Origin of the sequence: Agrobacterium sp. 22094, from assembly GCF_052046015.1 — a bacterium.
Classification (GTDB): domain Bacteria; phylum Pseudomonadota; class Alphaproteobacteria; order Rhizobiales; family Rhizobiaceae; genus Agrobacterium; species Agrobacterium cavarae.
In genome coordinates this window covers 32,990-59,511 of record NZ_JBQEPX010000002.1, presented here as the reverse complement: position 1 = coordinate 59,511, position 26,522 = coordinate 32,990, and the positions used below count along the sequence as shown (strand labels likewise).

The window sequence follows — 26,522 nt, the reverse complement described above, 5'->3', positions numbered from 1 at the left end:
TTCCGTACCCAGCATCCAGCAGCGCCGCCAGACGACGCAGAGCCAGTTAGGAGACAATCATGCGCACGCAAGTCGCTATCGTCGGAGCCGGTCCCGCCGGACTTATCCTTGCTCATCTCCTCCGTGCCTCCGGCATCGAGACGGTGGTGATCGAGCGGCAGACACGCGCCTATGTGGAGGGACGGGTGCGGGCAGGGGTGCTGGAACAGGGGACGGTGGACTGCTTGTCCCGCCTTGGGCTGGACCGGCGCTTGCGCAAGGAAGGGCTGCGCCATTCCGGCACGCATCTGTCGGCCGATGGCGATGATTTTCGCATCGATCTCGAACAGGCTTCGGGCGGTGCTTGCGTTACGGTCTATGGCCAGCAGGAGGTGACGCGCGACCTTTTCGAAGCCGCCGAGGCGCGGGGTCTGACGATCCTCTTCGAAGCGAGCGACGTCGGTCTCCACGATATAGAGACGGAAAAACCCTTCGTTACCTTGCGCACGCCGTCCGGGGAGGTCCGGGTCGACTGCGATTTCGTGGTCGGCTGCGACGGGTTCCATGGCGTCAGCCGCCAGACGATCCCCAGCCATGTTTTGCGCATCTTCGAGCGTGTCTATTCGTTCGGCTGGCTCGGCATTCTCACCGAGCGTCCGCCTGTCAGCGAGGAACTCGTCTATGCCAGTCACGAGCGCGGCTTCGCGCTTGCCTCGATGCGTTCCATGACGCGCAGCCGCTATTACATCCAGTGCGACATGGGCGAGCGGCTGGAAGACTGGCCGGACGAACGTATCTGGGATGAACTGGCCGTGCGGCTTGGACCCAATCTCGGAGCGCGGCTCCAGCGCGGGCCTTCCTTCGAAAAAAGCATTGCGCCGCTGCGCAGCTTTGTTGCGGAGCCGATGCGCTATGGCCGACTGTTCCTTGCCGGAGATGCTGCTCATATCGTGCCGCCGACTGGAGCGAAGGGCCTCAATCTCGCAGTGTCTGACGTGACCATGTTGGGTCAAGCGCTGGCGGAATTCTACAGTGAGCGCTCGGGCGCGGGGATCGACACCTATTCGGCGCGAGCGCTGGGGCGCGTCTGGAAGGCTGAGCGCTTTTCCTGGTGGTTCACCACCCTTACGCATCGTTTCCCCGAAACGGGAGCTTTTGAGCGACGAATGCAGGTGGCAGAACTCAGCTATCTACGGAGCTCACCACGTGCGCAAGCAAGTTTTGCCGAAAACTACGTCGGCTTGCCCTTATAACGGGTGACGGCGCGCTCAAACGAGAAGCCCTTTCAACTCCCCCTGTACTGCACCCAGCGCAGGCAGATAGCGCTCGACCAAATCCTGCATGGAAGCTGCGGAGGCGGCGACACCGACATTGAGGGCGGCGATTGTCTTGCCCCGGGCGCTCTTCAGCGGCACGGCCAGCGAGCGCAGCCCGATCTCGACTTCCTGATCGATCATCGCATGACCACGGGTGGCGGTCTCTTCGATTTCAGCCATGAGAGCATTGATATCGGTAAGCGTCATCGGCGTGCGTGCAACGATGTCGGAGCGCTCCAGAAAGGCGCGACGGTCTTCTAGGGACAGGGAAGCCAGAAGGACCCGCCCCATGGATGTGCAATAGGCGGGCAGCCGCGATCCTGGCATCAGGGCAATCGACATGACGCGACGCTGGGCGGCACGTGCGACATAAACGATTTCGGTATCATCGAGGATTGAAACGGATGTGCTTTGTCCGATGTCTTCCGACAGTTGATCCAGAAAGGGCTGCACGATGCGTGGCAGTGGCATTGAAGCGAGGCACCCCGTTCCAAGTCGAAGTACCTTTGGTGTGACCGTGAAGAATTTTCCATCATAGGCGGCGTAGCCGAGCTCGGCCAGCGTCAAAAGACAGCGTCTTGCTGTCGCACGATCCAGTTGGGCGATCTCCGCCGCCTCGGAAATAGACAGTTTCGGCCGTTCGGCGCTGAAGGCTTCGATAATGCTCAGCCCTTTGGCGAGGCCACCCATCATGTCGCGTCCACTCACAGCCATGTGCCGCCTCCTTCAATATTGTGCGATAATCGAACAAATATACTATATCGCACAAATAGGCTTGATGTCGATCCGAGTTGGGATTTACCTGAATCTTGAGCGGGCCAAATGACAGGTCGCTGGAGGACAACGGTATGGACAAGAGGATACACAGCCTGGCGGATGCTGTGGCTGATATCGAAGATGGCGCAACGTTAATGATCGGCGGCTTTGGTGGCTCGGGCGCGCCCATCGAGCTCATTCACGCTCTTATCGATCGCTTCAAGGAAACGGGTAAGCCCTCAGGGCTCACGGTTATCAACAACAATGCCGGCAATGGCCGTATCGGCATCGCGGCGATGATCGATGCTGGCATGGTCAAGAAGATGATCTGCTCCTTTCCGCGTTCATCCGATCCGCGGGCCTTTACAGATCGCTACCTCGCAGGCGAAATCGAGTTGGAACTGGTGCCGCAGGGTACGCTTGCCGAGCGCATTCGCGCCGGCGGTGCCGGCATTCCCGCCTTCTACACGCCGACCGGTTTCGGTACCGAACTTGCTGACGGCAAGGTGATCGCCGAATTCGACGGTCGCAAATATGTGCAGGAGCGCTGGTTGAAGGCCGATATAGCGCTGGTCAAGGGGCATCTCGGCGACACCCACGGCAGTCTCACCTACCGTCTGGCCGGGCGCAATTTCAATCCGCTGATGTGCATGGCGGCCAAAAGGACCGTCGCGCAGGTGTCGAAAATCGTGACGCCAGGAGAGATCGATCCGGAGCAGGTGATCACGCCAGGCATTTTTGTCGATGGGGTCGTGGAAGTGGCTGATCCGCAACAGGAAGAAGCGCTGATCCGAGCAGGAGTGGCATACCCATGAGTGACGCACCCATGATTGATACTCGCGACGACATCAAGCTTTCCAACGCCCAGATTGCCTGGCGGGCCGCTCAGGATATTGCCGACGGCGCCTATGTAAACCTCGGCATCGGCTTCCCGGAAATGGTCGCAAAGTTCCAGCCCAAGGGCCGCGAGGCGATCTTCCATACGGAGAACGGCGTCCTGAATTTCGGTGAAGCGCCGCCCCCTGGTGAAGAGGATTGGGATCTCATCAATGCCGGGAAAAAGGCCATCACGCTGAAGCCCGGTGCGGCCTTCTTCCACCACGCCGACAGCTTCGCCATGGTGCGGGGCGGGCATCTGGATGTGGCGATCCTTGGGGCCTATCAGGTCGCTGAAAATGGTGATCTTGCCAATTGGCGTGTCGGCTCCAAGGGCGTGCCTGCCGTGGGTGGCGCGATGGATCTTGTCCATGGCGCAAAACAGGTGGTGGTCATCACCGAGCATGTCACCAAGGACGGCAAGCCGAAACTGGTCGAGCGTTGCACCTTTCCCCTCACTGGCGTCGGCTGCATCACGCGCGTCTATACCAGCCATGCAGTGATCGACATTGTGAATGGCAAATTCGTCGTACGAGAGAAGCTTGCAGCCATGACTATGGATGAGCTTCAAGCCATGACGGGCGCGAAGCTCCATATCGATGGCCATGTCGACGACCTCGTGGTTCCGGCGCTGTAAGGAGTAAATCAATGACCGAAGCCTTTATCTGCGCTTATATTCGCACGCCCATCGGCCGTTTCGGCGGATCCTTGTCATCTATTCGTGCTGACGATCTCGGCGCAGTGCCGCTCAAGGCGCTGATGGCACGTTATCCGACCGTCGATTTCGACGCCGTCGATGACGTCGTCTATGGCTGCGCCAACCAGGCGGGGGAGGATAATCGCAACGTTGCGCGCATGTCGTTGCTGCTGGCTGGTTTGTCGGTTTCGGTTACAGGCACCACGATCAACCGCCTGTGCGGTTCCGGCATGGATGCTGTCATTACCGCCGCTCGGGCGATCAAGTCGGGCGAAGCTGAATTGATGATTGCGGGCGGCGTGGAATCTATGAGCCGCGCGCCCTTCGTTCTGCCAAAGGCGGAGTCTGCCTTTTCGCGCAACGTGGAAATCTATGACACCACCATCGGCTGGCGCTTCATCAACCCGATGATGAAGAAGCAATATGGCGTCGACTCGATGCCTGAAACTGGCGATAATGTCGCGATTGACTTCAATATCGCCCGTGAGGATCAGGACGCCTTTGCCTTGGGAAGCCAAGCGAAGGCCGCTGAAGCCCAGGCCAATGGCCGCCTTGCTAAAGAAATCACGCCGGTGAGCGTGCAGCAGAAAAAGGGTGAACCGCTAATCGTTGATCGCGACGAGCATCCGCGTGCGACATCGATGGAAGCGCTCGCCAAGTTGAAGCCAGTCAATAAAATCGAAGGTGGCACGGTTACAGCGGGTAATGCGTCCGGCGTCAATGACGGCGCGGCAGCGCTCATCATCGCTTCCGAAGCTGCTGCCAGAAAGCACGGCCTGACCCCCATCGCCCGCATTCTGGGTGGCGCGACGGCAGGCGTTCCCCCGCGCATCATGGGCTTTGGTCCCGCACCGGCAACCAAGAAGCTTCTTGCCCGCCTCGGCCTCGCTCAGGAGCAGATCGACGTCATCGAACTCAACGAAGCGTTCGCCTCCCAAGGCCTAGCGACGCTGCGGGATCTCGGCATTGCCGATGACGACCCGCGCGTTAACATCAATGGTGGAGCCATCGCGCTCGGCCATCCACTCGGCATGTCCGGCGCCCGCATCACCGGCACGGCAGCGCTTGAGCTTTCCTTGTCCGGCGCGCGTTACTCGCTTTCCACTATGTGTATCGGCGTGGGGCAGGGCATCGCGGTCGCGCTGGAGCGGGTGTAGGCTGGGTTCAATCCTGAAGTGCGTGTTGCGGATGATATCAGTGGATTATCAGCCACAGGGAAGATGTAGTGGGACGGTAAATACTTCCATGATGGGTCGAGAAGCAGCCTTGGCGATCGCTTCAGCATCGACGGCATCATTTTTCTGACGCTTCACGAAAGGCTTGACGTGCTCAGGGGCCTTAAGACGCACATCCTCGCCCAGCTTTCTAATCTCGCGACACCAGTGATGGGCTCGGGCGCAGGCCTCCCGCGGGGGGGGGCACGGGCCTGCCTGGCGAGAGTAAATAGTCAGTCAGACCTCGCAACGGTCCATATTGCAATATGTCGCGGCTCCACCAGCAGAGCATCGACATTCTCATGAAAAGCCGTTCGATAGGGCCGATTTAGCTGAACCTTGAGCACGTCCGCCCGATCTGTCCATGTTTCATGAAGCTGGAAGACGTTGCTCCGCTTCGGATCGACGTGCAACGCGGATCGCACAAACGTCTGCTCATGGCGCATTGCGTCTAGTACCGGGTCGAGAAGGGCGAGGAACCGGCCAACTTGATCAGGTAAAACGTGGAAGGTGATGACGTAGGTTTCAGGCTGTGTGTGCGAGGTCATCTTAGCGCCTCCGGAAACAGGACGGTAATGTTTGTGGCGCCTTGCAAAGTATATCTGCGTGACACTCTTCGGATCGGAATCCGTGAGGGCGCTGATAGTTGATACCTGCGGGGTGCCCGATCAGAGGTCGACTTGATCATGCCAACACCCGGCCGCTAATGTCGTTGGCAAGCCTTGAAGCGTGCGTGACCATAATTCCATGTGCCACCCCTTCGTAAACGACAAGTTCCGCGCCGGGTATCGTGGCAGCGTAAACGCGCCCACTGGACTCCAGCGGCGCGGAAACGTCGCAGTCGCCGTGGATTATCGTGACTGGCAGTTTCAAGTCGTGGGCTTCCGCCGAAAGGTTACTCAGCGCGATCGTCTGTTGGAAAGCGACCAAAGCCCGGCGAGAGCAATCCATAGCCATTGAGCCCATCCAGTCCTTGACGCGTCTATGGGCGCCGGGAGCGAAGGGGTCGACGTTGGCGTCGATCCAGCCCGACAGGTTGGAGGTGAGTTCTCCGCACAGCCTTTCCACCATTTCAGAAGTTACTCCACCGACGCCAATGACTCTAGGCCCGGTTGCACCCACTAGAATGAGCCTTTTGATCCGGTTGCCATTGTACCGCGAAAGGTAGCGTATTGCTTCGCCGCCGGCGCCGGAGTGCGCCACAAGCGTCACGTTCGAAAGGTGGAGAGACCTCATCACCTCAGCGAGATCGTCGGCCAAGTCGTCGTAAGAGTAGGTCGCCCGATCGGTAGAACGACCGTGTCCGTTTCGGTCGTAAGCGATGGTCCTGAGACCTGCGTCATTGAGACGAAGCCTAGTTTCACCCCAAATTCGGCTGTCCATAGCCCATCCAGCCAAGAAGAGCACGGGCGGACCATCACCCCAATCGCTGACGTGAAGAAAATGCCCGTCTCCGCGTGAAACAAATGCCGGCATCATACGAACTCCTTGTCGAGGAACCCGATGACCTCTTCGATTTGACCGTCCTGCGTTGTGCGGATGATGTCGGTCCCCGTGGCGATCAGCCTTCCGTCCTCGCCTGAGAGCGTCCAGGAGAACCGCGCAAATGAGCCATGCCCGTCAGGTTCGCCCCGAAGTGTAAAGGTGTGGCCCGGGAGTTGGGCCCGGACACCTGCGATCATTGCAGAGATGCCCCCCCAACCTTCGCTTGCCATTATCGGGTCGGCGTAGCGAGCTCCCGGTGTCCAGGCGTTGGCCAGTCTCTGGTCGCGTGATGTGGCGTCAGGATCATTCCAGAGCGCAAGATACTCACTGGCCAGCAAGTCGGGATTTATCATTGTCCGCCTCCATATTAGATGACGAACCAAGAATGCCGCAGCCGCTAGACGAAGACGATTACCTCCGAGGTAATGACTTAGACGATCCAGACCGTTAGTCTCCGCCACATGAGCGCAATATCGACGACCCTTGGTGAGGCATTGAGAATGTGGCGGGCAAGACGCCGACTTAGCCAGCTTGATCTCGCGGGCGAAGCGGAGGTCTCTACTCGCCATCTCAGTTTCATTGAAAGCGGCCGTGCGTCTCCTAGCCGCCATGTGCTATTGCGTCTTGCGGAAGCACTTCGCTTACCTCTGAGAGAGCAAAATCAATTACTGCGTACCGCGGGCTTCGCCCCGATCTATGAAGAGCGTGGATTCTCATCTCCAGACATGGAAAACGCTTTGGTTGCCGTGGAAGCAGTGTTGCGAGCGCATGCGCCCTTTCCGGCGCTGGCCGTCGATCGGCACTGGAACTTAGTGCTTGCCAATGATTCCGCGCGGCAGATGCTGATCGGCATCGATGAGAGGCTGCTGAGGCCTCCCGTAAATGTGTTGAGAGCGACGTTCCACCCACAGGGGCTGGCGCCAAGCATTTTGAACCTCGCCGAATGGCGTCACCATGTTTTGTCACGACTTCGAAGAGACATCGATCAATCTGCTGACCCGGTACTAGAAGCGCTCCACACCGAACTCTCCGGCTTTCCTTTTCCCGCTAGTCGCCGCCCGCCAAGCTCTACCGAGCGCATTGCCGTGACGCTTTCCATTCGCAGCGAAGCAAATCGTGGCGTGATGTCGTTTCTGTCAACAACGACCGTGTTCGGCACTGCGGTGGACGTTACGCTCGCCGAACTGACGCTGGAATGCTTTTACCCGGCAGACGAGAAGACGCGAAAATCTCTAATGGAGGGAATGACCAAGCCATTATGAGCCGTTTGTTCAGCAGTCCGAGCGTTCTTAGACCAGCTTCACCGCACGAACATGTTAGTCATCTTGCCATGCAATGGCGGCAATGCGCCAAGCATTCTGAGTCCGCACCAACTGAATGAGCTTTGCGCCGCTTCCACCGTAGGGTTCGCCCGAGAAGATTCCACTCTTTGCGTAGGTCGAATGGCGGCAGGCTATGCCACGCAATACCTGAGTGGTCGCTGAAGTCTCCCACTCATGAAAGTTGATAAGCGAGCCGTCGCTGAGCATCCGCTCGCGCGGTACGATGAACGTATCCACGTTCATCGTTTCCACCTCAGCAGCATTGGCTCGCACGATGACTGCCTCAGGAAGAAACATTTCCCGCAGCCCTCGCACGTTAATGACCCGTCCGCTGCGGTTGTCGAACGCGGCATAAAATCTGCCGACCAATTCGTTGATTGCTGCGTGCAAATCAGGATTGTCACGTTCGGTGGTCATAGAAGCCTCGTTATTCCTATCTATGGAATTTACACCTACCCTAATAAGGCAGCGTGGTTCAACGACAGCGCTATGTTACGTCTACGAGGGACACTGATGAGGGGAGCGCGTGAATGCATTCCGCAGGCGAACGGATAGCTGCCAAAGAACTGTAAATGCTCGCCAACTTCTCTGACGTCAGCTCGGTGCCTCGTCGCAGCTGCCTGATCACTTCGTCGATCGCAGATTGCCTGGAACTCTGGTCATATTCCACCAAGCCGCCTTTGGCCGCCGTTGACGTTCCGATCCGTGCAAGCGTCTCTTCCAATATGTTCGGTATCAGCTTAGTTTGACGCGACCAGATAATGTAAGAGCTGATGACGACTGAGGTTCGATGGACGCACTTGCCATGCAAAATGAAGCCCCGAATGTCATTTTGACCGATCGTCTTACGATGCGGTTGCCAGAGGTGTCTGATTTTGCGGACATGGTTCAGCTCTGGAGCGATCCCGATGTCGTCCGCTATATCGGAGGCCGTACTTCCACTGACGATGAGGTTTGGCAGCGCCTTTTACGTTATAGAGGCCTCTGGGCGCTGGTTGGTTATGGCTATTGGACTATTCGTGAGACCAAGACCGGTGATTTCGTAGGGGAGATGGGTTTCGCGGATTGGCACCGCGCCGGCCTTCCTCAACTGAAGGGCGTGCCTGAAGGTGGATGGGTTCTTACCTCTGCAATGCAGGGAAAAGGTTATGCCCGAGAGGCATTGAACGCTGCGCTGCAATGGCTTGATAGATCCATCACACCGCGTACGTCTGCGTGCATCATTGCACCTGAAAACAGGCGATCCCTCCGCCTTGCCGAGCAATGTGGCTATCAGGAGGTAACACGAACCGCCCACCGGCAAACCGATACGCTAGTTATGGTGCGCGATCATTTGCCTAGGGGCCATGATTGCGGCGCTGATTGAATTTTGGTTGAAAATTCGCTCAAAATGGCTCGGCTGGGAAACCTTGAATTTCAGAAATTGCTTGTTGGAAAAGTCTTGAAATCCCATCTGTTTTTTCCATCGCGAGCGACATTGGTTGCTACCTTTTTGCATTGGGTTTGGGCTTAGTCAACCGGGCGTGGGCGCAGGAATAATTTCCGCTTCGTGCCTCAAGAGGGCACATAGGTGATGGTTTAAATTCGGGACAAACTAAAAAATTGTTGCAACGTATCATCGCAGACGGTCCTCACGCTCTTTCCGGAGCAAATTGCTTTCAATTCGGAGTGGGTGATAAGCGCCCTGGAATGTCCTGCCCACCGCAAGCAATCTTCAAGTTTTGCAAGCTTCTGCCCGCCATTTAAAGGTGCGACTATAGAGCCGTTGGCGTGAAGGCGCTCGGTGGAGAACCTCCGGCCATCCATTAACGAGATATGGACTTGATGCGGTAGGCGCTCAACGCCGCGCTCTTCTTCTGCGCTGTAAGAAGTAATACTGATCTTCGCCATGTGGGCTCGGAAACTTTGCCGCGTAGCAGCTTGAGGAGTGAAATCACGGAGTGATAGTCCTCCGCCCGAGAGCGCGACAGCCAAGCAGTAATGCATGGAAAACCTCGCCTGCATTTCATCGGTAGGATCGTCATAGGGAAGATTGTCAAATGCAGATCTTCCAACTTTCGTATCGATCCGTTCGATGTCATCAAGCGAAAATCCGTATTTCTTTTGAAGGTCCAACGCCGCGTCAATGGCTCTGTGAGTGGATGCGCAGCATGGATGAAGTTTCGTGACCAGACCGCGGGTTTCGATGATGTGCTCCTCGTTCCATGTGAGGTCCGCCCACCCCGTCGCTTCGTTGCCTCCGAAGAGATCGAGGAAGCCTTGCGATCGTTCGAGGATATCGAGCCTGCCGCCCAAACCCGATCGGGCAAGTAACGCGGCCTCGATCGCATTTCGCGCCGCGATGCCTGCGTGAAAGGGTTTTGCTCCGGTGCCAAATTGTCCTTTTGGACCCGAGGCCATGCTTGTGGCGAGGCTCATTGCGTTTGCTATCTTAGCTTCGTCAAGTCCGAGAAGGACGGCCACACCTGCGGCGGCTCCGACGCAGCCGATTGTCGAGGTTCCGTGCCAGCCCCGATTATAGTGCGAGGGGATGACGCCGAAGCCAATGGATCCCTGCGCTTCCAGCCCGGCAAGATATGCTCTGACCATCATGTGGCCCGAAAACTCGTCGCTGCTCGTCGCGACGGAGAGAAGCGCTGGCACCAGGACCGCTGATGCGTGGGCGCGTGCGGGATGAAAATTGTCATCGAAATCGAGGCAGTGGGCGGCAGTGCCGTTGATGAGGGCAGCGATGGAGCGCGATGCGCGGCCTCCTGTGAAAACCAGCGATGCGCCAATTTCATTGATCTCGTCACGAAAAGCTGCGGCCACAGACCGTGGGGCAGCGTCATTCCTGCCCGCAATCATACAGCCGATAGTATCCACAATCGCGTCTTCCGCCCGCTCTATTGCGATTGCTGAAAAGGACGTTCTTGCAATGACCTGTCGGGCAATCTTTTCGAGAACGGTTGTCATTGACGCGCTTCCTTGCAAAACTCGGAGAGAGCTGCATTGATGAACGGGCAGGTCTATCGGCGCAATCTTATGCAAATGACGGGTGACGTTATCCGGGAGAATGAGACTGAAAAAATCGGGCGACGTTCAGATCAGCATCAAGCATATTCAGGCCTTCGAAGCGATTGCGGCCACAGGCTCAACCATTGCCGCTGCCGTTGATCTCGGTATTTCTCAATCCAACACCAGCCGACTTCTGCATCAGTTGGAGATCTACCTCGGTGTTCGGTTGTTCGACAGGGATAAGAACCGACTTTCGATGACGCGTGAGGGGTTGAAGCTAGGACCGGAAATCCGCGCCATTGCGGACAAGCTTACGGCTCTGAAAATAACGGCGCAGGAACTGGAAGAGGGACGCTCGACGGAAATCCCGTTGAGGATAGCATTTCCTGCGAGCCTTTCCGCAACGCTTGTGCCGCGTCTGATCAAGAGATTTCTGGCCGAAGCAGGTCCCGTCAGAATCGAAATTGCCTCTGGGAATTATCTTGCGATAGAACGGATGGTAGCGGAAGGGGCGGTCGATCTTGGTTTCACGCGCCTGCCGTCGCCGACGCCGGGACTTCGCGAAGAGCACGTCATGCCGACGCGTAATATTTGTGTTCTCCGTAAGAGCCATCCGCTTGCCGGTCGGGAGAAGATCAACGTTGAACAATTGAAGACCGAGGATCTGATACTTCTCAATCGGGAGCGGGCCGTCCGTCATGAGTTGGAAGCGATCTTTTATCGCGCAGGACTTCGCCGCCGCCCGGCAATCGAAGCGCATTCCGTCGGTTGCGGCTGCGCTCTTGCGGCGGAAGGGCTGGGCATCGCAATCGTCAGCGAATTGCTGGCGCTTGAATATCAGGCCTTGCCACTGGCATTCGTTCCGCTTGAACCGACCATCTCCGTCGATTACGCAATCGTCAGTTCCGAACTCTCCCCGCTTCCGAAAATCGCTCTGCCGTTCTTGAACTACATCCGGGAATGGGCTTAAGCGTTTTCATATCGGCGGGAGAGGGAGTGGCGAAAGCATGATCAATTTCAGGCAGCTTGAGGTTCTGAAAACCCTGCTTGCAACAGGGTCGACGATCGCTACCGCCAAGAGCATGGGGCTTAGCCAGTCCGGCGTGAGCCGTCTCCTTCAGCAGTTAGAGACCGATCTGGAACTGAGGCTTTTTGATCGAGATAAGGGCAGACTTATCCCAACGCCTGAAGCCAGTATTCTGGCGCGGGATGCCGAAACGATCCTGCTTGGATTGAACAGGTTTTCAGGACTGGCGGAAGATCTCCGCAGCGGTGCAAAAGGGCCAGAACTGGTGCGGGTAGGGCTTCCCAGCAGCATGTGGGAAAATTTCGCGCCCGCGATGATGAAGGAATTCGTGCGTGATTACCCGTCGGTCCGGATCGAAACCTTTTTCGAGACGACATCCAACATCGCACGTCTGGTTGAGCAGAAGGTCATCGATTTCGGCTTTCTGCGCAACGAACATCCCGCTTTACCTGGGATCGATATGGAAATTGTGGCATCAGGCACCAGCGTTTGCGTTCTGCCCGAAGGTCACGAACTTGCGTCGATGAAGGAAATTAGTGCACGGGACCTGCGTGGGGTGCCGCTTATTCTCATCGGTCGGCAAAGGCCGACACGTATGCTGCTCGATCAGACCTTTGCGCGCGAAGCCGTGAGGCAGAACGTGAAAATCGAGACTCATACCAACAGTTCGGCCTGCTCCTATGTGGCTCACGGTTTGGGAGTTGCCATATTGAGCAGCTTTTTTGCCAATCTCTACCAAAACCTTCCTATCGTGCAGCGCCCATTCGTTCCGGTCACCAAGCAGGAATTTGCGCTCGCAACCCCCTCTGGCACGTCTGCTTCTCTGGCAGCAAAAGCCTTGATGGACGCGCTCAAGCGCCAAATCGAAATCTCACAAAAGCATTGCTCTAGCTGTTAAGCACCGCGCCACAGATCAAACTCAACGCGCACCTGCGTCTGCAAAATATGCATTAGCCTATGAAGATAATGCATAATATTGCGCTCATTTTTTTGATCCGTCATAGTTTCAAACATAACAGCCGGTGACTTTGTAGATCCGGTCCCGCCAATCGCGTTCAGGGGAACCGATGATAAGATTCATATTCCATCGATTGCTGATGGCGATCCCGACATTGTTGATCGTCGCAATCACAGTCTTCGCTCTTATTCGTTTCATCCCAGGTGATCCGGCAGCTCTGATGCTGGGAGACATGGCGACACCAGATCAAATTGCCGAGATGCGCACTGAACTTGGCCTCGATACGTCACTGCCGCAGCAGTTTTTCGTCTGGGCGGGCAATGTGCTGAGCGGTGATTTCGGCCAGTCTATCGTGAACAAGGAGCCGGTGCTTCCGCTGGTTGTTTCGCGCTTCATGGTTTCAGCCGAGATCGTCGTGGTCGCGGTCATTCTGGCAAGCCTCATCGCGGTGCCAGCCGGTGTCATAGCGGCGTGGCGCCAGAACAGCGCCACGGACCTCGTACTGATCGGCACGGCGACAGTGCTGCTTTCGATCCCGACCTTCTGGCTGGGATTGCTTTTGCTTCTTTTCTTCGGACTGAAGCTCGGCTGGCTGCCGGTGCTGGGATATGTGTCTCTCTCGGATGATTTCGTGTCCGGGCTGTTGTATCTGATCCTGCCCATCATGACGCTTGTCATCCATGAGGCCGGGGTTCTGATCCGCATGGCCCGCGCCTCCACACTGGAAGTGCTGCGGCTGGACTACATCACCCATGCCCGTGCCAAGGGACTCTCGGAGCGGGCGGTTCTCTGGAGGCACGCTTTCAAGAATGCCTTCGGTCCAACATGGACGATGATCGGCCTGATCCTTGGAAATCTGCTTGGCGGCATCGCCGTCATCGAAACGGTGTTCACCATTCCGGGCCTTGGTCGCCTGATGGTCGATAGCATCTTCCAACGCGACTACCCCGTCATTCAGGGCTGCCTTCTCTTCGTCGCCATGTCCTATGTGGTCGTCAACCTGATTGTCGATCTCCTATATCCCCTCTTTGATCCGCGCGTGGTGGCCGAATGAAACAGGTTTCTCTCAATGGCCTGATCGGCGGCGTTCTGATCGCTGCTCTGCTCATCGTCGCAGCCCTGAGCCTCTTCTGGACGCCTTTCGATCCAATGAAGCTGAGCTTCACGGCAAAACTGGCTTCTCCCGGCTCACTGCATCTCCTCGGCACTGATGAGTTCGGGCGAGATGTACTCAGCCGCCTTATGGTCGGCGCACGAGCAAGTGTCTGGATCGGCTGCCTTACGGTCGGTTTCGCCGTTGTGGCTGGTACGTTGATCGGTCTCATCAGCGGGTATGCCCGTGGCTGGATCGATGGCCTGATCATGGCCGTGAACAATGCACTGCTGGCATTCCCCGGCATTTTGCTGGCACTCGGACTTCTCGCGGTGTTCGGCGCAAATCAATACGGCATCATCTTCGCGCTGGGCATCGCATACACGCCGTCCATGGCGCGCGTCGTTCGAGGAGCCGTGCTGTCATTGCGGGAACGCGAATTCGTCGAAGCGTCCCGCGTGATGGGCAATGGCGAAATCTTCACGATGTTCAGACACATCCTGCCCAATTGCCTTGCCCCAATTACCGTACTTGCAACCTCGATGTTCGGCTGGGCCATCCTTTCGGAAAGTGCCTTGAGTTTCCTCGGTCTCGGTGTTCCGCCTCCCGCACCGACATGGGGCAACATGCTGGCTGCAGGTCGGCCTTTCATCGAACAGGCTGTCTGGCTCGGACTCTTCCCCGGCCTCTGCATCGCACTCACATTGCTTGGCATCAACCTTCTCGGAGATGCTCTGCGCGATAAACTCGACCCACGCATGAGAGGTTTGAAATGACTGAAGGAAAGCTTCTCAGCGTCCGCAATCTTTCGCTGGAAATCGTCCGTCGCGATGTCGGCGTGGTGAAGGATGTCAGCTTCGATGTCGCGCCGGGTGAAATCTTCGGCATCGTCGGCGAAAGCGGTTCGGGAAAATCTCTTGCGACAAGGGCGATTGTTTCTCTGCTGCCGCCCGTCATTCGCAAGACGGCAGGTACGGTCATCTTCAAGGGCCGCGACATCACCGCAATTAGTGAAAAGGACTTGCGCACGCTGCGTGGTGCGGAGATTGGATTGGTTTTTCAGGAGCCCATGACCTCGCTCAACCCGTCCATGACGATTGGACGGCAACTGGAGGAGGGGCTCGCACTGCACACGCAGGATCAAGCCTCCACGAGGCGCGAGAAAATTCTCTCCATGCTGCAACGTGTCGGCATTCGCGATCCTGAGCGAGCACTGACGTCCTATCCACATGAGTTCTCCGGCGGCATGCGCCAACGCATCATGCTGGCATCCGTCATGCTTTTAAAACCGGCGTTGCTGATTGCCGATGAACCAACGACGGCGCTCGATGCGGTCATTCAGCGCGATGTCATGGAACTGATGGTGGAACTGACGAAGGCAGAAGGCACGGCAGTCCTTCTCATCAGCCATGACCTACCGATGGTGGCCCGCTACACAGACCGGATCGTCGTTATGGAAAAGGGCTCCATCGTTGAAGCCGGTACGACTGAGCAGATACTGGAACTCCCCCAGCACCCTTACACGCGCAAGCTTCTGTCATCCTTGCCCGTGCGCGGTGAAGTCAGGCCTATCGATACGATATCCGCACCGATGATTTCGGCCCGCAACATCGTCGTGGATTATCCTGGACGGAAGTCGTTTCTCAAGAAGGGCGAGCCAAAACGCGCACTGCATGGAGTCTCGATTGACATTCATGAAGGCGAAGTTGTGGCTCTGGTCGGCGGTTCCGGGTCTGGCAAGACGACCTTGGGACGCACGATTGCCGGATTGGTCAAGGAGACTGAAGGCGAGGTTCTTTTCCAGGGGCGCACGCGCGATCAGGACTGGCGCGACTATCGCCTCAATTGCCAGATGGTTTTTCAGGATCCCTACTCCTCGCTTGATCCTCGCATGACGATCCTTGCTCTCGTTGAAGAGGCGCTGCGTCTCGTTCCCGGAATAGACCGGGTGGCGAAGATGAAGCGCGCCTACGAAACGTTGGAAGAAGTTGGTCTCAACGCCGAATTCGCCCTTCGCTATCCGCATGAACTTTCGGGCGGACAGCGGCAGAGAGTGGCCATTGCCAGAGCGATTGCGCGACGACCACGATTCCTCATTGCCGACGAGCCCGTTTCGGCGCTGGACGTGACCGTTCGCGCGCAGGTGCTCTCGCTCTTTTCCGATTTGCAGAAACGATATGGCTTCTCCTGCCTGTTTATCAGCCACGATCTCGGCGTCGTTGAACAGGTCGCTGATCGCGTCATTGTCATGCAGGACGGCAGGATCATCGAGGAAGGTGACCGCAACACGATCTTCGACATGCCGAAGCAGGCCTACACCCGGCGCCTTCTCTCGGCAATTCCCGCGCTCGATCTCAACGAGACCGGCGGCGTGAAACTCAAGTGGCGCTTGGAGGCGTGACGATGAATACTGCACCTATGATATCCGGCAATCTCGGATCAACTGCCGAAAGGCTGAACGCTATCTGTAATGCACAGCCATTCGTCACGCGCTTCAGCATTAAGAACCTGCGCAATGGCGAGGTTTTTGAACGCGGAGCGGATGAGGAAACGCCTTCCGCCAGCACCCGTAAGACCTCGATCATGATGGCGGCGCTGAAGGCTGTGCATGAAGGTAGGCTCGATCTCGACGAGCAGATTGTCTACGAGGCGCGCTTTGCCGACGAAGTCGCAAGCGGAATGTTTCGCTATCTGACGCCGGGCATCGTGATCTCGCTTCGCGATGCCATCACCGGCATGATGGTGCTTTCCGACAATGTCTGCACCAAGATGGTCTTCGAGCGCCTGACGCTGGAGGAAGTGGACAGCTATTGCAAGGCAATCGGCATGGAAGGCACGCATCACCGTTTTCTGATCCCGCCGCTCGCTCTGTCTCCCGATCATTCCTTGAAGTCCGTTACGACGACGACGGCGCGCGATCAAATGTTCCTGCTTCAGTCGATTCTCGATGCTCAGGGTTCCGAAGAGGCTTCGAAGCGGTTGGGCGTCTCCAAAGAATTGAGTGCCTACGCCTTGCAGACACTGAAAAATCAGATTCTGCGATACGCCATTCCTTCGCGTCTGCCGTTCGGTACGGTCGTCGCTCACAAGGGCGGCACAGGGAAGCGCGGCCGGATGAATGCGGGCATCGTCTACAGCGATGGTCAACCGCTCTACATCATCACCGCTTTCACGGATCAGGTGCCGCAGGAGATGCCGGATGGAACACCGGGATACACCATGTCTCTCGAAACCATCGGACGCCTTTCGCGTGTCTGCTGGGATGAGTTTCGAGCTTGAGCCAACAGCATTAAAACCAACAATAACAGAGGGTAGAACATGAAAAGCTTACTTCTTGCTGGAACTATATTGATGGCGCTTTCGGGCGCGACCCACGCGCGCGATATCGTCATTGCGCAGAGTTCGGATCTTCGCAGCAACATCCCCGGCGTCAACCGGGATGGGAATACGGATGGCGTCATCCTCCATATTGTTGAAGGACTTGTAGGCTACGCCAATAACGGTGAGGTCAAGCCGCTGCTGGCTGAAAGCGTCGAAACGTCGGACGATGGCCTGACATACACCTTCAAGCTTCGTCAGAACGTCAAGTTCCACAATGGCAAGCCACTGACCGCAGATGACGTGGTGTGGAACTGGAACCGGTACATGGACCCCGCCACGAAGTGGACCTGCGTCAAGGATTTCGACGGCGGTACAGTGAAGGTGACAACTATCAAAGCCGTTGATGGACAAACCGTCACCATGTCTCTGGAAAAGCCCTCTGCTGTCTTCCTCGGTTTGATGGCGCGTCCGGAATGCGGTTACACCGGAGTGATCTCAAAGGATTCCCTCAAAGCGGATGGTGCGTTCGACAAGCCAATCGGAACCGGTCCGTTTAAATGGGACGAGTGGAAGAAAGGCGAATACATTCATCTGTCCAAGTTCGATGACTACCAGTCTCCGGCCAATGACGGCAAACCGGATGGCATGGTCGGCTCGAAGCGACCACTGGTGGATGGCATCAAGTTCATGGTCATCCCCGATGCATCCACTGTGAAGGCAGGTCTCCAATCGGGTGTGCTCGACACTGCGGAAATCTCGCCTGATCTCATTCCGGAGTTTGAGAAGAGCGAAAAGGCCAAGGTCATTATTTCGCAGAACAACGGCAAAAACCTCTTCTACATCCAGACCCGCGACCCCGTCATGAGCAAACCCGGGGTTCGCCGTGCAATCGCGATGGCGCTTGACATGGACGAGCTTGTTGCTGCGGCCTCCAATGGTACCGGAAAGGCCAACGGCTCGATGGTGGCGTCGGACTCTATCTACTTCAGCGAGACACAGAAGAAGCGTCTTCCTTACGATCTTGATGCGGCGAAAAAGGAACTCGAAGCATCCGGCTACAAGGGTGAGCAAATCAACATCATCGCCAACAAGCGTGGCAATGTACCCAGCTTCCCGGCAGCCGTCATCGCTCAGGCGATGTTGCAGCAGATCGGTCTGAACGTGCAGATCGAAGTTCTGGACTATGCAACGCAGGTTGATCGCCGCCGCTCTGGCAATTACCAGATCATTTCGCAATCCGTCGCACCCCGTCTCGATCCTGCGTTGATGTACAGCTTCTATGTGGGCGATAAGGACAAGAACGCTTCGCTCATGTGGGATAATCCGAAGGCGATCGAACTGATGAAGGCTGCTTATGCGGAAATCGACCAGCAGAAGCGTCAGGCAATCTTCGACCAGTTCCACGAGCTCATGTTGCAGGATATGCCAGGCATCTTCCTCTACGACATGATCGACGTTTGGGGAGCGACCAAGTCGCTTGAGGGTCAGCCGGTCTGGCAATCCAACGCGCGGCTTTGGGAAGTGTCGGTCGGTAAATAATCCAGTCATTAGGCACCGCGAATAAGCGGTGCCTTTCATATGCACAGAAGCCCTCTGCCATCATCGATGCGCGGTGCCGGTTTCGCTTTGTCTCGAGGAACAGCATGCCAGATCAATCAGCCCTGAAATCACTAACGCAATCGATCGACGACCTAGCTCCTAATTTTACATCCATAAGTGATCAAATATGGGATCTGGCAGAACTGAAGTACGACGAATATAAATCAGCCAAACTTCTTGTTGAGACATTGAAGCAACATGGTTTCTCCGTTGAGGAAGGCATCGCGGGAATGGAAACCGCGTTTGTCGGCCAATACGGGCATGGCAAACCTGTCATCGCATTCCTTGGCGAATATGATGCTCTTGCAGGCATGAGCCAGCTTGCGGACATTGATGAGCAACGGGAAGGTGAGCCGGGTGCCAGCGGTCACGGCTGCGGCCATAACCTATTAGGAGTCGGGTCTCTCATCGCGGCAATCTCGCTGGCAAGACATTTGGAGGCTAATGGTCTGCCGGGGACAGTTCGATACTATGGTTGCCCTGGAGAGGAGGGCGGTTCCGGCAAAACCTTCATGGTGCGGGCAGGTGCCTTCGACGATGTGGACGCCGCACTGACCTGGCACCCAGCCCCATTCAATGGCGTCAGATCGACAAATAACCTCGCGGTACTTGAGTATTACTATAGGTTCAAAGGCACCGCCGCGCATGCCGCCAATGCGGCTCATCTTGGGCGGTCGGCTCTCGATGCCGTCGAACTGATGAATGTCGGTGTCAACTTCCTTCGCGAGCACATGCCGCAGGATTGCCGCGTGCATTATGCCATCACCGATGCAGGCGGACGTGCCGCTAACGTGGTTCAGGCAAAAGCAGAGGTGCTTTATCTCGTTCGCGCGCCCGAAATGCCCCAGGCTCTGGCACTGGCCGAGCGCGTGGATCAGGTCGCGCGCGGTGCCGCCATGATGACCGGAACTGAGGTGGAGATCGTGTTCGACACCGCCGCCACAAACTTGCTGCCGAACCTCACGCTTGAAAACGCAATCCACGAAAATCTGATGGCGATTGGGCCGGTGCCGTTTGATGAGGCAGACATGGAGTTCGCCCGTAAAATCCAAGCCACATTTACGCAGGAAGCGATCAAGAGCAGCATCAAACTTTATCAGATCAAGGATGATGTCTTCTCCAACGAGAAGATTGACGGATCGACGCCGCTACATTTGGGATTGCGTGCTTTCGAAGGGCACTCCCATTTTCGAGCAGGATCTACCGATGTGGGCGACGTCAGCCGTGTGACACCTACCGCACAGTGCTGGGCGCCAACTTGGGCGATAGGAACAAACCCTCATACATGGCAAGTCGTGGCGCAGGGCAGAAGCCGTGCAGCCCATAAGGCAATGGTGCATGCTGCTAAAGCTCTTGCTTCGACGGGCCTTGATTTGGCAACATCTCCGAGTCTGTTGGCCAAGGCAACAGCAGAATGGAAAGCTGCAAGGGGCGACGACCCTTATGTCTGCCCAATACCTGAAAACGTCATGCCTGGTGCTTTGCATTCCAGTAAGGAGCAATCGCTGGGGTAACGGATGAATATCAAACAGACGCTAGAGCGCCCCAGTCAATAAGGAGCGAGCGTTAAAGCGAGCTTCCTGAGGTGGATGCTGTTGCGCCTTCTGGGCGTCAGCGCGCCTCAATTCGCGTTCTGGAAGCGCGTGCCGGAGGGCATTGTGAGTCCGCCTACTTGCCGATCTGACGTTGTACCGCATGGTTGTCAGACAGATACTCTATGCTTTGGGTATGTTGGTTTCAGATCGGAACGCTTCGCTAGGCGTCTTAAAGATTGTTGCTTATTTTAGAAGAATTACGGAACCAGATTCTCACGAATCGACAAACGAACGATTTTTGTTCTAAGTGAACTTGCGCTGATTTCGCTGCGACGATAAACCGCAGCGGCCCACCTGACTCATTTCCCGATGGATCTAAACAACAATTTTCAAGTGATGCCCGTCACAAAGCGAGTTGCCTATGAGAGACCTTCCAGGCCGTCCTTCACGTCGAAATTTTCTTAAAGCGTCCGCTGCAAGTGCTGCAGTCGCTGGACTCGCAGCCGTGCCGCTGAAGGCTGAGGAGCAACTAGAGCCGGTCGCGCTGGATGCGTACACGCCTATCTGTCTCAAGCCCAGCGAGTGGGCTTTCGTAGTGGCAGCGGTAGCAAGATTGATCCCTTCCGAGGGCGAGGGCCCCGGAGCCATCGAAACACGTGTCCCGGTCTTTATCGATATGCAGTTGGCTGGCGATTTCGGTCGCGCTGCCGATTGGTATATGGAAGGTCCTCATGAGGCCGACGCAAGTCCGTTGCGTGGCTGGCAGACACCGCTGACGCCGCTTCAGATTTATCAACAAGCCATCCCGGTATTTGACGAATGGTGTCGCACGACACATGGGAAGATTTTCGCGGAGCTGGATGAGGCGACGCAGGATCAGGCGCTTACCTCGCTTCAGAAAGACGAAATGAAGCTTCATCCGGAAATGCGCGATTTCTTCTCCATTCTGCTTGGAAACACCAAAGAGGGTTATTTCGCCGATCCACTGTATGGCGGAAACCATAAAATGCAGGCGTGGACCTATATCGGTTTCCCCGGCGCGCGTGGATCGTACAAGGAATGGGTTCTCAAACATAACGTTAAATATCCGCTGGGACCGGTTTCGATCTCTGGCGAGAGGGCATGAACGATGGCTAGAACTGAAAAGAAAAAAGATGTCGTCATCGTCGGTCTTGGTTGGACCGGATCGATCCTCGGCATGGAGCTTGCGCAGGACGGGCTTGAGATCGTCGCGCTCGAGCGCGGTCATGACCAGAATACCGTTCCCAATTTCCAATATCCTGAGATGATCGATGAGCTGAAATACGGCGTACGTCTCGGCATGATGCAAAAACCGCGGAATTCGACAGTGACAATTCGTCGGAGCGAGACCGAGGTGGCATTGCCCTATCGCAGCCTCGGCTCCTTTCTACCGGGTATTGGTGTCGGCGGTGCCGGCACGCACTGGAACGGGCTCAACTGGCGTCCTATGACGTCAGAATATCGTCTTCGATCCTATGTCGAGGAACGTTGGGGGGCATCCATTATCCCCGAAGATATGACCATTCAGGATTACCCGGTCACGTATGACGAGCTCGAGCCCTATTTCGACCGTTTCGAACGGGTTGCAGGCATCTCGGGCAAGGCTGGTAACATCAAGGGTGAGAAGATCGAAGGCGGTAATCCGTTCGAGGCTCCACGCTCCCGCGATTATCCCATGCCGCCTATGCCGACGACCTGGGACGGAGCCAAGTTCGGTGAAGTCACTAAATCCATGGGCTACCATCCGTTTCCGCGCCCCGGCGGTATAGCGTCGCAAGCCTATGTCAACGAATACGGCATGCAGATGGGCCCATGTAATCATTGCGGCTTCTGCGAGCGTTATGGTTGTTATAACTATTCGAAATCTTCGCCGCAGACCGCCATTCTTGACGCCCTGAAGCGCAAGCCGAATTTCGAATATCGCACGGAATGCGAAGTGTTGCGCATCGAAATGGCACCGGATGGCAAGACCGCGACCGGCGTGACCTATTTCGACGAAAAGGCGCAGGAGGAAGTCTTCCAGCCTGCCGATCTGGTAATTCTGGCTGCCTATCAGCTGCACAACGTTCACCTGATGCTGCTATCCGGCATCGGGCAGCCCTATGATCCGAATACGGGAGAAGGCGTTACCGGCCGCAACTATGCCTATCAGATGAATGGTGGCTACACGCTGTTTTTCAAGGACGAGGTTTTCAATCCATTCATCGGCACTGGTGCCAATGGCATGACCATCGATGATTTCGGTATCGATAACATCGATTTCGGTCGGGAAGGCTTCATTGGCGGCTCCTACATCTCCGCCGGGCAATCGAATGGTCAACCGATCCGCTCCATGGCGCTTCCAGCAGGCACCCCAAGCTGGGGCGCAAAGTGGAAGCAGGCCGTGGGTGAATGGTACGGGCACTCCATGTCCATCGGTTCGCACGGGTCCCATATGGCCTATCGTGGCAATCACCTCGATCTCGATCCGACCTACAAGGACCGGCACGGGCGTCCCTTGATGCGCATGACGTTCAACTGGAATGCCAATGACATTCGCATGACCCAATTCATGAAGTCGAAGATCGAGCCGATTGCGAAGGCTCTCAACCCGACATCCATGCAGGAAGGCTTCAAGAAGGAAGGTGCCATGTATGATGTCAGGCCCTATCAAACCACGCACAATGTCGGCGGCTCCGTAATGGGCGACGATCCCAAGACATCGGCGGTCAACCGGTACCTTCAGGCCTGGGACAAGCACAATATCTTCGTTCTTGGCGCCGGGGCATTTCCGCAGAATACGCAGTATAACCCCACCGGCATGGTGGGTGGTCTCGCCTATTGGGCAGCTGAGCATATCCGCAAGGACTACCTTCCCAACCCACGGCCACTAGTTTGAGGAGTGCCACCATGAAAACGCTTCTCAAAGTTCTCGCCGCTCTCGTCCTCGTTGGCATTGCTTGTCTTCTCGCCTTCATTTTCGTGCCCGTTCAGCGCACGGAAGCAACTGCTGAACTGGCAGCAAATTTCAAGCCAGCAGAAGGTCGTGGGGAATACCTCATGCGTGCCAGCGATTGCATGGCCTGTCACACGAATGAGGGTGGAACACCCTTTGCAGGCGGTCGTGCGATGCAGAGCCCGATGGGAACAATCTGGACCACCAACATCACGCCTGACAAGGAAACCGGTATCGGGAGCTATACGCTCGACGATTTTCGTGCCGTTCTCTATGATGGTGTGACGCCGAACGGCACGCATCTTTATCCCGCCATGCCGTATGAGAATTACCGCAAGCTAACGGAAGAAGACGTAGTTTCGCTCTACGACTACTTCATGCATGAGGTGAAGCCTGTCTCGAATAAAGTCGAGCCAACGAAACTCGCATTTCCTTTCAATATGCGATTTGGTCTGCGTGCATGGAACTGGGTTGCTTTGCGTGGCGAAGCCGGATTTGCACCCAACACAGCAGAAGACGCCATTTTTAACCGTGGCAAATATCTGGTCGAAGGGCCGGGTCACTGCGCCGCCTGTCACAGCCCACGCTCGGTGCTGATGACGCAGGATGGTATCGACGAGACGTACAAGAGCTTCCTCTCGGGTGGTGAAATCGACAACTACACGGCTCCGGATCTCAGAGGCCCTAGCAGCGGTCCACAAAAATGGGGAGTCGAGGAGACGGCAGCTTATCTTGCCACCGCTCGCAACGCTCATTCAACGGCAACAGGAGAAATGATGCTGGTGGTGCGCGATTCCACTCAGTACCTGACGCAAGATGACAATCGGGCGATAGCAAGCTTCCTGACGAAGATCGGGACGCCTGGACAACAGGCCGCAAAATCGGCCGACGCGCCAACGCCGACGGAAGAACTCTTGTCGAGCGCTGGACCTGACATGCCGCTCGGAGCGCGGCTCTATCTGGACAATTGCGGTGGATGTCACCTCGTGAACGGTAAGGGTGCGCCGGAAATATTCCCGGAACTTGACGGAAACTCACTGGTGACAGCGAAGTCTAGCAAAGGCCTGATTAGCGTGATCCTCCATGGTGCAGAGCTTCCTTCAACTGAAAAACGCCCCATGAAGGTGAGAATGCAGGGCTACGAGGATCGCCTGTCCGACGAGGAGATCGCAACGCTTGCCACCTTCCTGCGCAACGCGTGGACGAACAAAGCTTCTGCGGTAACCACGCAGGACGTGGAAGCGATCAGAAAGCTCGGCAACGCTCACTAATGGCCACAAGAAGTAAGTAAGAGCCCTCGTCATCTCAGTGGGGCTCTTTCGTAACCGAATTTGATGATCGCCATCCTTGTGCGAGATACGGTGTATTTTGGCTTTCTTCGTGAGAGGGGCGACAACTGAGAAGGAAGTCGTTCGTTTCATCGACGCTTAGAAGGTACCCACATTGAACAAGGTCGCAGCAGAACTGTAATCGAGAGGTCGGTCGACGGAGGTGGAGCGATAAGCTTCCGGTCTTTTTACACTTCGATGCCCGGCGGCGGACGTACTCGACTTCATTTGCGTTGTCACCTTGCAGAAACATCGCGTTCCAAGTTTCACAACGATCCGAGCAGGAAAGGCGGAATACCCCTATAAAGCACGTAAGTTCTTCTCAAGCGGCAATAGCGGGCACATTCAGGAGATGATTTGACTTCAGGACAATTTGAAAAACACATGCGGTGTATCATCGCTGCCTTCACTTTTGTCCACTCGCGTTTCTGATCTCTCCAACCAATCGCCAATCCCCATGCCCAAGTACTTAGAAAGACGCAAGGCCGCCGCATGTAGCGTGCTTTACAGAGAAAGCTCACTCATTGGTGATGAGGTGCATTCGCGCAAACTCAATGAGGCTCTCAATGTGCGCTTTCGTTGCTTCAAACGCCGCGCCGGGGTCGTTGCGCTGCAAGGCGTCGATGATGGCAAGATGTTCCGTAGAATCTGGTGTCAGGCGGTCTTTCAACTGGCCGATTTCAAAGAGGCGCGTGGCGGCTCGCAGATTGCGTAAAACACCTGCCATAACTTCGTTGCCACAATGGTCCATTATCAGGTTATGCAAGTGGTCGTCTGAAAACCAGTGGGCATCCGTATGGTACGCAGTAGCGCCCATAAGCTCGTCAATTTCGCGCCGCACCTCGACGAGTTTGCGACCGGGTATGCTTGGCATGGCCTGTACAGCCGCGTGTGGTTCGATCAACAGACGTAGCTTCAGGCTCTGGATGTATTCTCCGATATCGACGTGTCGCACCACGTAGTTGCGGCCGTCGCCTTTGTGAACCAAGCCTTCACCTTCCAGCCGCTGCAAAGCTTCACGCAGGGGCGTGCGCGACACACCGAGCATCTCGGCAAGCTGCGCTTCGATGATAACGTGGCCGCCTCCAAGACGACGGTGGCGGATCATGTCAGAAACAGCGTTATACGCGAGGGCGGCAAGTTTGTGGCCTGCGTCTTTGGACCGTTTTCCTATGCCAGGATCAGTGTCTGTTTGTGTCAAAGCGCATCAGCCTCCAGGCAGCTATTGGTCTATTCCCAGTTGATGTTGCCCCAAAGGCTTTTCTTGTTTTCAGCCATGGTCCATACCGCTCGATATTGTCAACTACCGGGGAGTCAATGGCATGAACGGTCAGGTCACGGCGGAACGAAGCCTCGCGGATGAGACCTATTCTGCACTGCTCGGGGAAATCCTCTCCGCGCAAATGGCGGGTGGTGCTGTGGTGCAGGAGCGCAGGCTTGCCGCGCGACTGGGCGTCTCTCGTTCGCCAATGCGTGATGCGTTGGGACGTCTTGAAGGGCAGGGGCTTCTTGCGCGCAACGCGAAGGGCGTTCTCACGGTGCGTATCGTCACCCTGTCCGACTACCTGAACAGCGTGGCGATGCGAATGCTCGTTGAGCCAAGTGCGGCGGCGCAAGCGTGTAAGGGAATAACGGCTGAGACAGTCGCAGACCTCGCCGCGATGCTTCAGGAGATAGAGCTGGATCCAGATCCTGATCCCGAGTTCGTATGGAAGTTCGATGATGCTTTGCACCAGGGCATTGCTGATGCCAGCGGAAATCCCTTCATGGCGGACACCATTTTGCAAATGCGGCGCTATACCACGATCTTCGAACGCCAGCGCAAACTCGCTCAGCGCAAGCCGGGTCTTGCCGACCATCAGGGCATTGTAAATGCACTCATGGACCGTGATGCCGATGCAGCCCGCATGGCTATGACGCTGCATCTTGAACGGGTGCGCCAGAACGTCCTTTCGACGTACTGAGCCGAGCCAGCCTATCCCAAACCTCAGATATTTCAATTTTTGACTGCCTTGGCGGAAAGATGTTGCATACGGCAAATGATTGTGTATGAAAGTGGTATA

At 56.3% G+C, this 26,522-nt stretch carries 25 protein-coding genes and 1 pseudogene; 18 read left to right on the top strand and 8 right to left on the bottom strand.

From position 1 onward, the window contains the following. Positions 1-59 precede the first annotated feature (59 nt). Entirely contained in the window at positions 60-1,232 is a 1,173-nt protein-coding gene (pobA, locus tag ACTJK5_RS12795; RefSeq protein ID WP_440612640.1) for a 4-hydroxybenzoate 3-monooxygenase, read from the top strand. Between the two features lie 15 nt (positions 1,233-1,247). Here pobA and ACTJK5_RS12790 read toward each other — a convergent pair whose 3' ends face one another. Further along, complete coding sequence (locus ACTJK5_RS12790) at positions 1,248-2,009, bottom strand: IclR family transcriptional regulator domain-containing protein (protein WP_440612639.1); 762 nt, start codon at positions 2,007-2,009, stop codon at positions 1,248-1,250. 134 nt (positions 2,010-2,143) lie between these two features. On the opposite strand from ACTJK5_RS12790, the gene ACTJK5_RS12785 reads away from it, so the two are divergent. Genes ACTJK5_RS12785 through pcaF form a run of 3 tightly spaced genes read left to right on the top strand, consistent with a single transcriptional unit; the run spans position 2,144 to position 4,781 of the window. Then, complete coding sequence (locus ACTJK5_RS12785) at positions 2,144-2,866, top strand: 3-oxoacid CoA-transferase subunit A (protein ID WP_440612638.1); 723 nt, start codon at positions 2,144-2,146, stop codon at positions 2,864-2,866. Beyond that, positions 2,863-3,564, top strand: coding sequence for a 3-oxoacid CoA-transferase subunit B (locus ACTJK5_RS12780; RefSeq protein WP_272865800.1), 702 nt, complete (start codon positions 2,863-2,865; stop codon positions 3,562-3,564). The genes ACTJK5_RS12785 and ACTJK5_RS12780 overlap by 4 nt, the downstream gene beginning before the upstream one ends. An 11-nt stretch (positions 3,565-3,575) precedes the next feature. Next, the gene (gene pcaF / locus ACTJK5_RS12775) at positions 3,576-4,781 is read left to right on the top strand and encodes a 3-oxoadipyl-CoA thiolase (RefSeq protein ID WP_113226225.1); all 1,206 of its coding nucleotides are present in this window, start codon (positions 3,576-3,578) and stop codon (positions 4,779-4,781) included. A gap of 87 nt (positions 4,782-4,868) precedes the next feature. On the opposite strand, the pseudogene ACTJK5_RS12770 reads toward pcaF, so the two are convergent. From ACTJK5_RS12770 to ACTJK5_RS12755, 4 genes and pseudogenes are all read right to left on the bottom strand, one after another. Beyond that, positions 4,869-5,045: pseudogene (locus ACTJK5_RS12770) on the bottom strand (IS110 family transposase); the annotation flags it as partial. Between the two features lie 26 nt (positions 5,046-5,071). Further along, on the bottom strand, positions 5,072-5,386 hold the full coding sequence (locus ACTJK5_RS12765) for a putative quinol monooxygenase (RefSeq protein ID WP_062599733.1): 315 nt from the start codon (positions 5,384-5,386) through the stop codon (positions 5,072-5,074). A 136-nt stretch (positions 5,387-5,522) separates the two neighbouring features. After that, positions 5,523-6,314 (bottom strand): alpha/beta fold hydrolase, encoded by a 792-nt coding sequence (locus ACTJK5_RS12760; protein WP_440612802.1) that lies wholly within the window; start codon positions 6,312-6,314, stop codon positions 5,523-5,525. Beyond that, positions 6,314-6,676 (bottom strand): nuclear transport factor 2 family protein, encoded by a 363-nt coding sequence (locus tag ACTJK5_RS12755; RefSeq protein ID WP_062599731.1) that lies wholly within the window; start codon positions 6,674-6,676, stop codon positions 6,314-6,316. The genes ACTJK5_RS12760 and ACTJK5_RS12755 overlap by 1 nt, the downstream gene beginning before the upstream one ends. A 108-nt stretch (positions 6,677-6,784) precedes the next feature. On the opposite strand from ACTJK5_RS12755, the gene ACTJK5_RS12750 reads away from it, so the two are divergent. Next, positions 6,785-7,585, top strand: coding sequence for a helix-turn-helix domain-containing protein (locus ACTJK5_RS12750; protein ID WP_440612637.1), 801 nt, complete (start codon positions 6,785-6,787; stop codon positions 7,583-7,585). A 54-nt stretch (positions 7,586-7,639) separates the two neighbouring features. Here the strand turns inward: ACTJK5_RS12750 and ACTJK5_RS12745 are convergent, their stop codons facing one another. Beyond that, positions 7,640-8,062 carry a hypothetical protein gene (locus tag ACTJK5_RS12745; protein WP_062424489.1) on the bottom strand — a complete coding sequence of 141 codons (423 nt, stop codon included), beginning with the start codon at positions 8,060-8,062 and terminating at the stop codon, positions 7,640-7,642. Between the two features lie 373 nt (positions 8,063-8,435). On the opposite strand from ACTJK5_RS12745, the gene ACTJK5_RS12740 reads away from it, so the two are divergent. Further along, entirely contained in the window at positions 8,436-9,011 is a 576-nt protein-coding gene (locus tag ACTJK5_RS12740; RefSeq protein ID WP_440612636.1) for a GNAT family N-acetyltransferase, read from the top strand. Between the two features lie 212 nt (positions 9,012-9,223). Here ACTJK5_RS12740 and ACTJK5_RS12735 read toward each other — a convergent pair whose 3' ends face one another. Beyond that, a complete protein-coding gene (locus tag ACTJK5_RS12735) occupies positions 9,224-10,600 on the bottom strand; it encodes an MmgE/PrpD family protein (protein ID WP_440599008.1) in 1,377 nt (458 codons plus the stop codon). Between the two features lie 100 nt (positions 10,601-10,700). Here ACTJK5_RS12735 and ACTJK5_RS12730 point away from each other — a divergent pair, with 100 nt between their 5' ends. The 11 genes from ACTJK5_RS12730 (at position 10,701) to ACTJK5_RS12680 (ending at position 24,402) form a co-directional block, all read left to right on the top strand. Next, the gene (locus ACTJK5_RS12730) at positions 10,701-11,612 is read left to right on the top strand and encodes a LysR family transcriptional regulator (RefSeq protein WP_112957053.1); all 912 of its coding nucleotides are present in this window, start codon (positions 10,701-10,703) and stop codon (positions 11,610-11,612) included. 40 nt (positions 11,613-11,652) lie between these two features. After that, the gene (locus ACTJK5_RS12725) at positions 11,653-12,567 is read left to right on the top strand and encodes a LysR family transcriptional regulator (RefSeq protein WP_062600543.1); all 915 of its coding nucleotides are present in this window, start codon (positions 11,653-11,655) and stop codon (positions 12,565-12,567) included. 169 nt (positions 12,568-12,736) lie between these two features. Then, positions 12,737-13,681 (top strand): ABC transporter permease, encoded by a 945-nt coding sequence (locus tag ACTJK5_RS12720; protein WP_111846531.1) that lies wholly within the window; start codon positions 12,737-12,739, stop codon positions 13,679-13,681. Beyond that, positions 13,678-14,496 carry an ABC transporter permease gene (locus ACTJK5_RS12715; protein WP_062599723.1) on the top strand — a complete coding sequence of 273 codons (819 nt, stop codon included), beginning with the start codon at positions 13,678-13,680 and terminating at the stop codon, positions 14,494-14,496. The genes ACTJK5_RS12720 and ACTJK5_RS12715 overlap by 4 nt, the downstream gene beginning before the upstream one ends. Further along, on the top strand, positions 14,493-16,121 hold the full coding sequence (locus tag ACTJK5_RS12710) for an ABC transporter ATP-binding protein (RefSeq protein WP_116493325.1): 1,629 nt from the start codon (positions 14,493-14,495) through the stop codon (positions 16,119-16,121). Before ACTJK5_RS12715 ends, ACTJK5_RS12710 begins: the two co-directional genes overlap by 4 nt. A gap of 17 nt (positions 16,122-16,138) precedes the next feature. Continuing rightward, positions 16,139-16,999 carry a serine hydrolase gene (locus tag ACTJK5_RS12705; RefSeq protein ID WP_111846779.1) on the top strand — a complete coding sequence of 287 codons (861 nt, stop codon included), beginning with the start codon at positions 16,139-16,141 and terminating at the stop codon, positions 16,997-16,999. A 39-nt stretch (positions 17,000-17,038) separates the two neighbouring features. Continuing rightward, positions 17,039-18,580, top strand: coding sequence for an ABC transporter substrate-binding protein (locus ACTJK5_RS12700; RefSeq protein ID WP_440612635.1), 1,542 nt, complete (start codon positions 17,039-17,041; stop codon positions 18,578-18,580). Positions 18,581-18,684: 104 nt separating this feature from the next. After that, positions 18,685-20,154, top strand: coding sequence for a M20 family metallopeptidase (locus tag ACTJK5_RS12695; protein ID WP_440612634.1), 1,470 nt, complete (start codon positions 18,685-18,687; stop codon positions 20,152-20,154). 442 nt (positions 20,155-20,596) lie between these two features. Then, positions 20,597-21,301 carry a gluconate 2-dehydrogenase subunit 3 family protein gene (locus ACTJK5_RS12690; RefSeq protein ID WP_113261162.1) on the top strand — a complete coding sequence of 235 codons (705 nt, stop codon included), beginning with the start codon at positions 20,597-20,599 and terminating at the stop codon, positions 21,299-21,301. 3 nt (positions 21,302-21,304) lie between these two features. Further along, entirely contained in the window at positions 21,305-23,074 is a 1,770-nt protein-coding gene (locus tag ACTJK5_RS12685; RefSeq protein WP_153310391.1) for a GMC family oxidoreductase, read from the top strand. An 11-nt stretch (positions 23,075-23,085) separates the two neighbouring features. Further along, the gene (locus ACTJK5_RS12680; RefSeq protein ID WP_440612633.1) at positions 23,086-24,402 is read left to right on the top strand and encodes a c-type cytochrome; all 1,317 of its coding nucleotides are present in this window, start codon (positions 23,086-23,088) and stop codon (positions 24,400-24,402) included. Between the two features lie 574 nt (positions 24,403-24,976). Here ACTJK5_RS12680 and ACTJK5_RS12675 read toward each other — a convergent pair. Further along, entirely contained in the window at positions 24,977-25,660 is a 684-nt protein-coding gene (locus tag ACTJK5_RS12675; protein WP_440612632.1) for a GntR family transcriptional regulator, read from the bottom strand. Positions 25,661-25,781: 121 nt separating this feature from the next. On the opposite strand from ACTJK5_RS12675, the gene ACTJK5_RS12670 reads away from it, so the two are divergent. Beyond that, entirely contained in the window at positions 25,782-26,423 is a 642-nt protein-coding gene (locus ACTJK5_RS12670) for a GntR family transcriptional regulator (RefSeq protein ID WP_440612631.1), read from the top strand. Positions 26,424-26,522 lie beyond the last annotated feature (99 nt).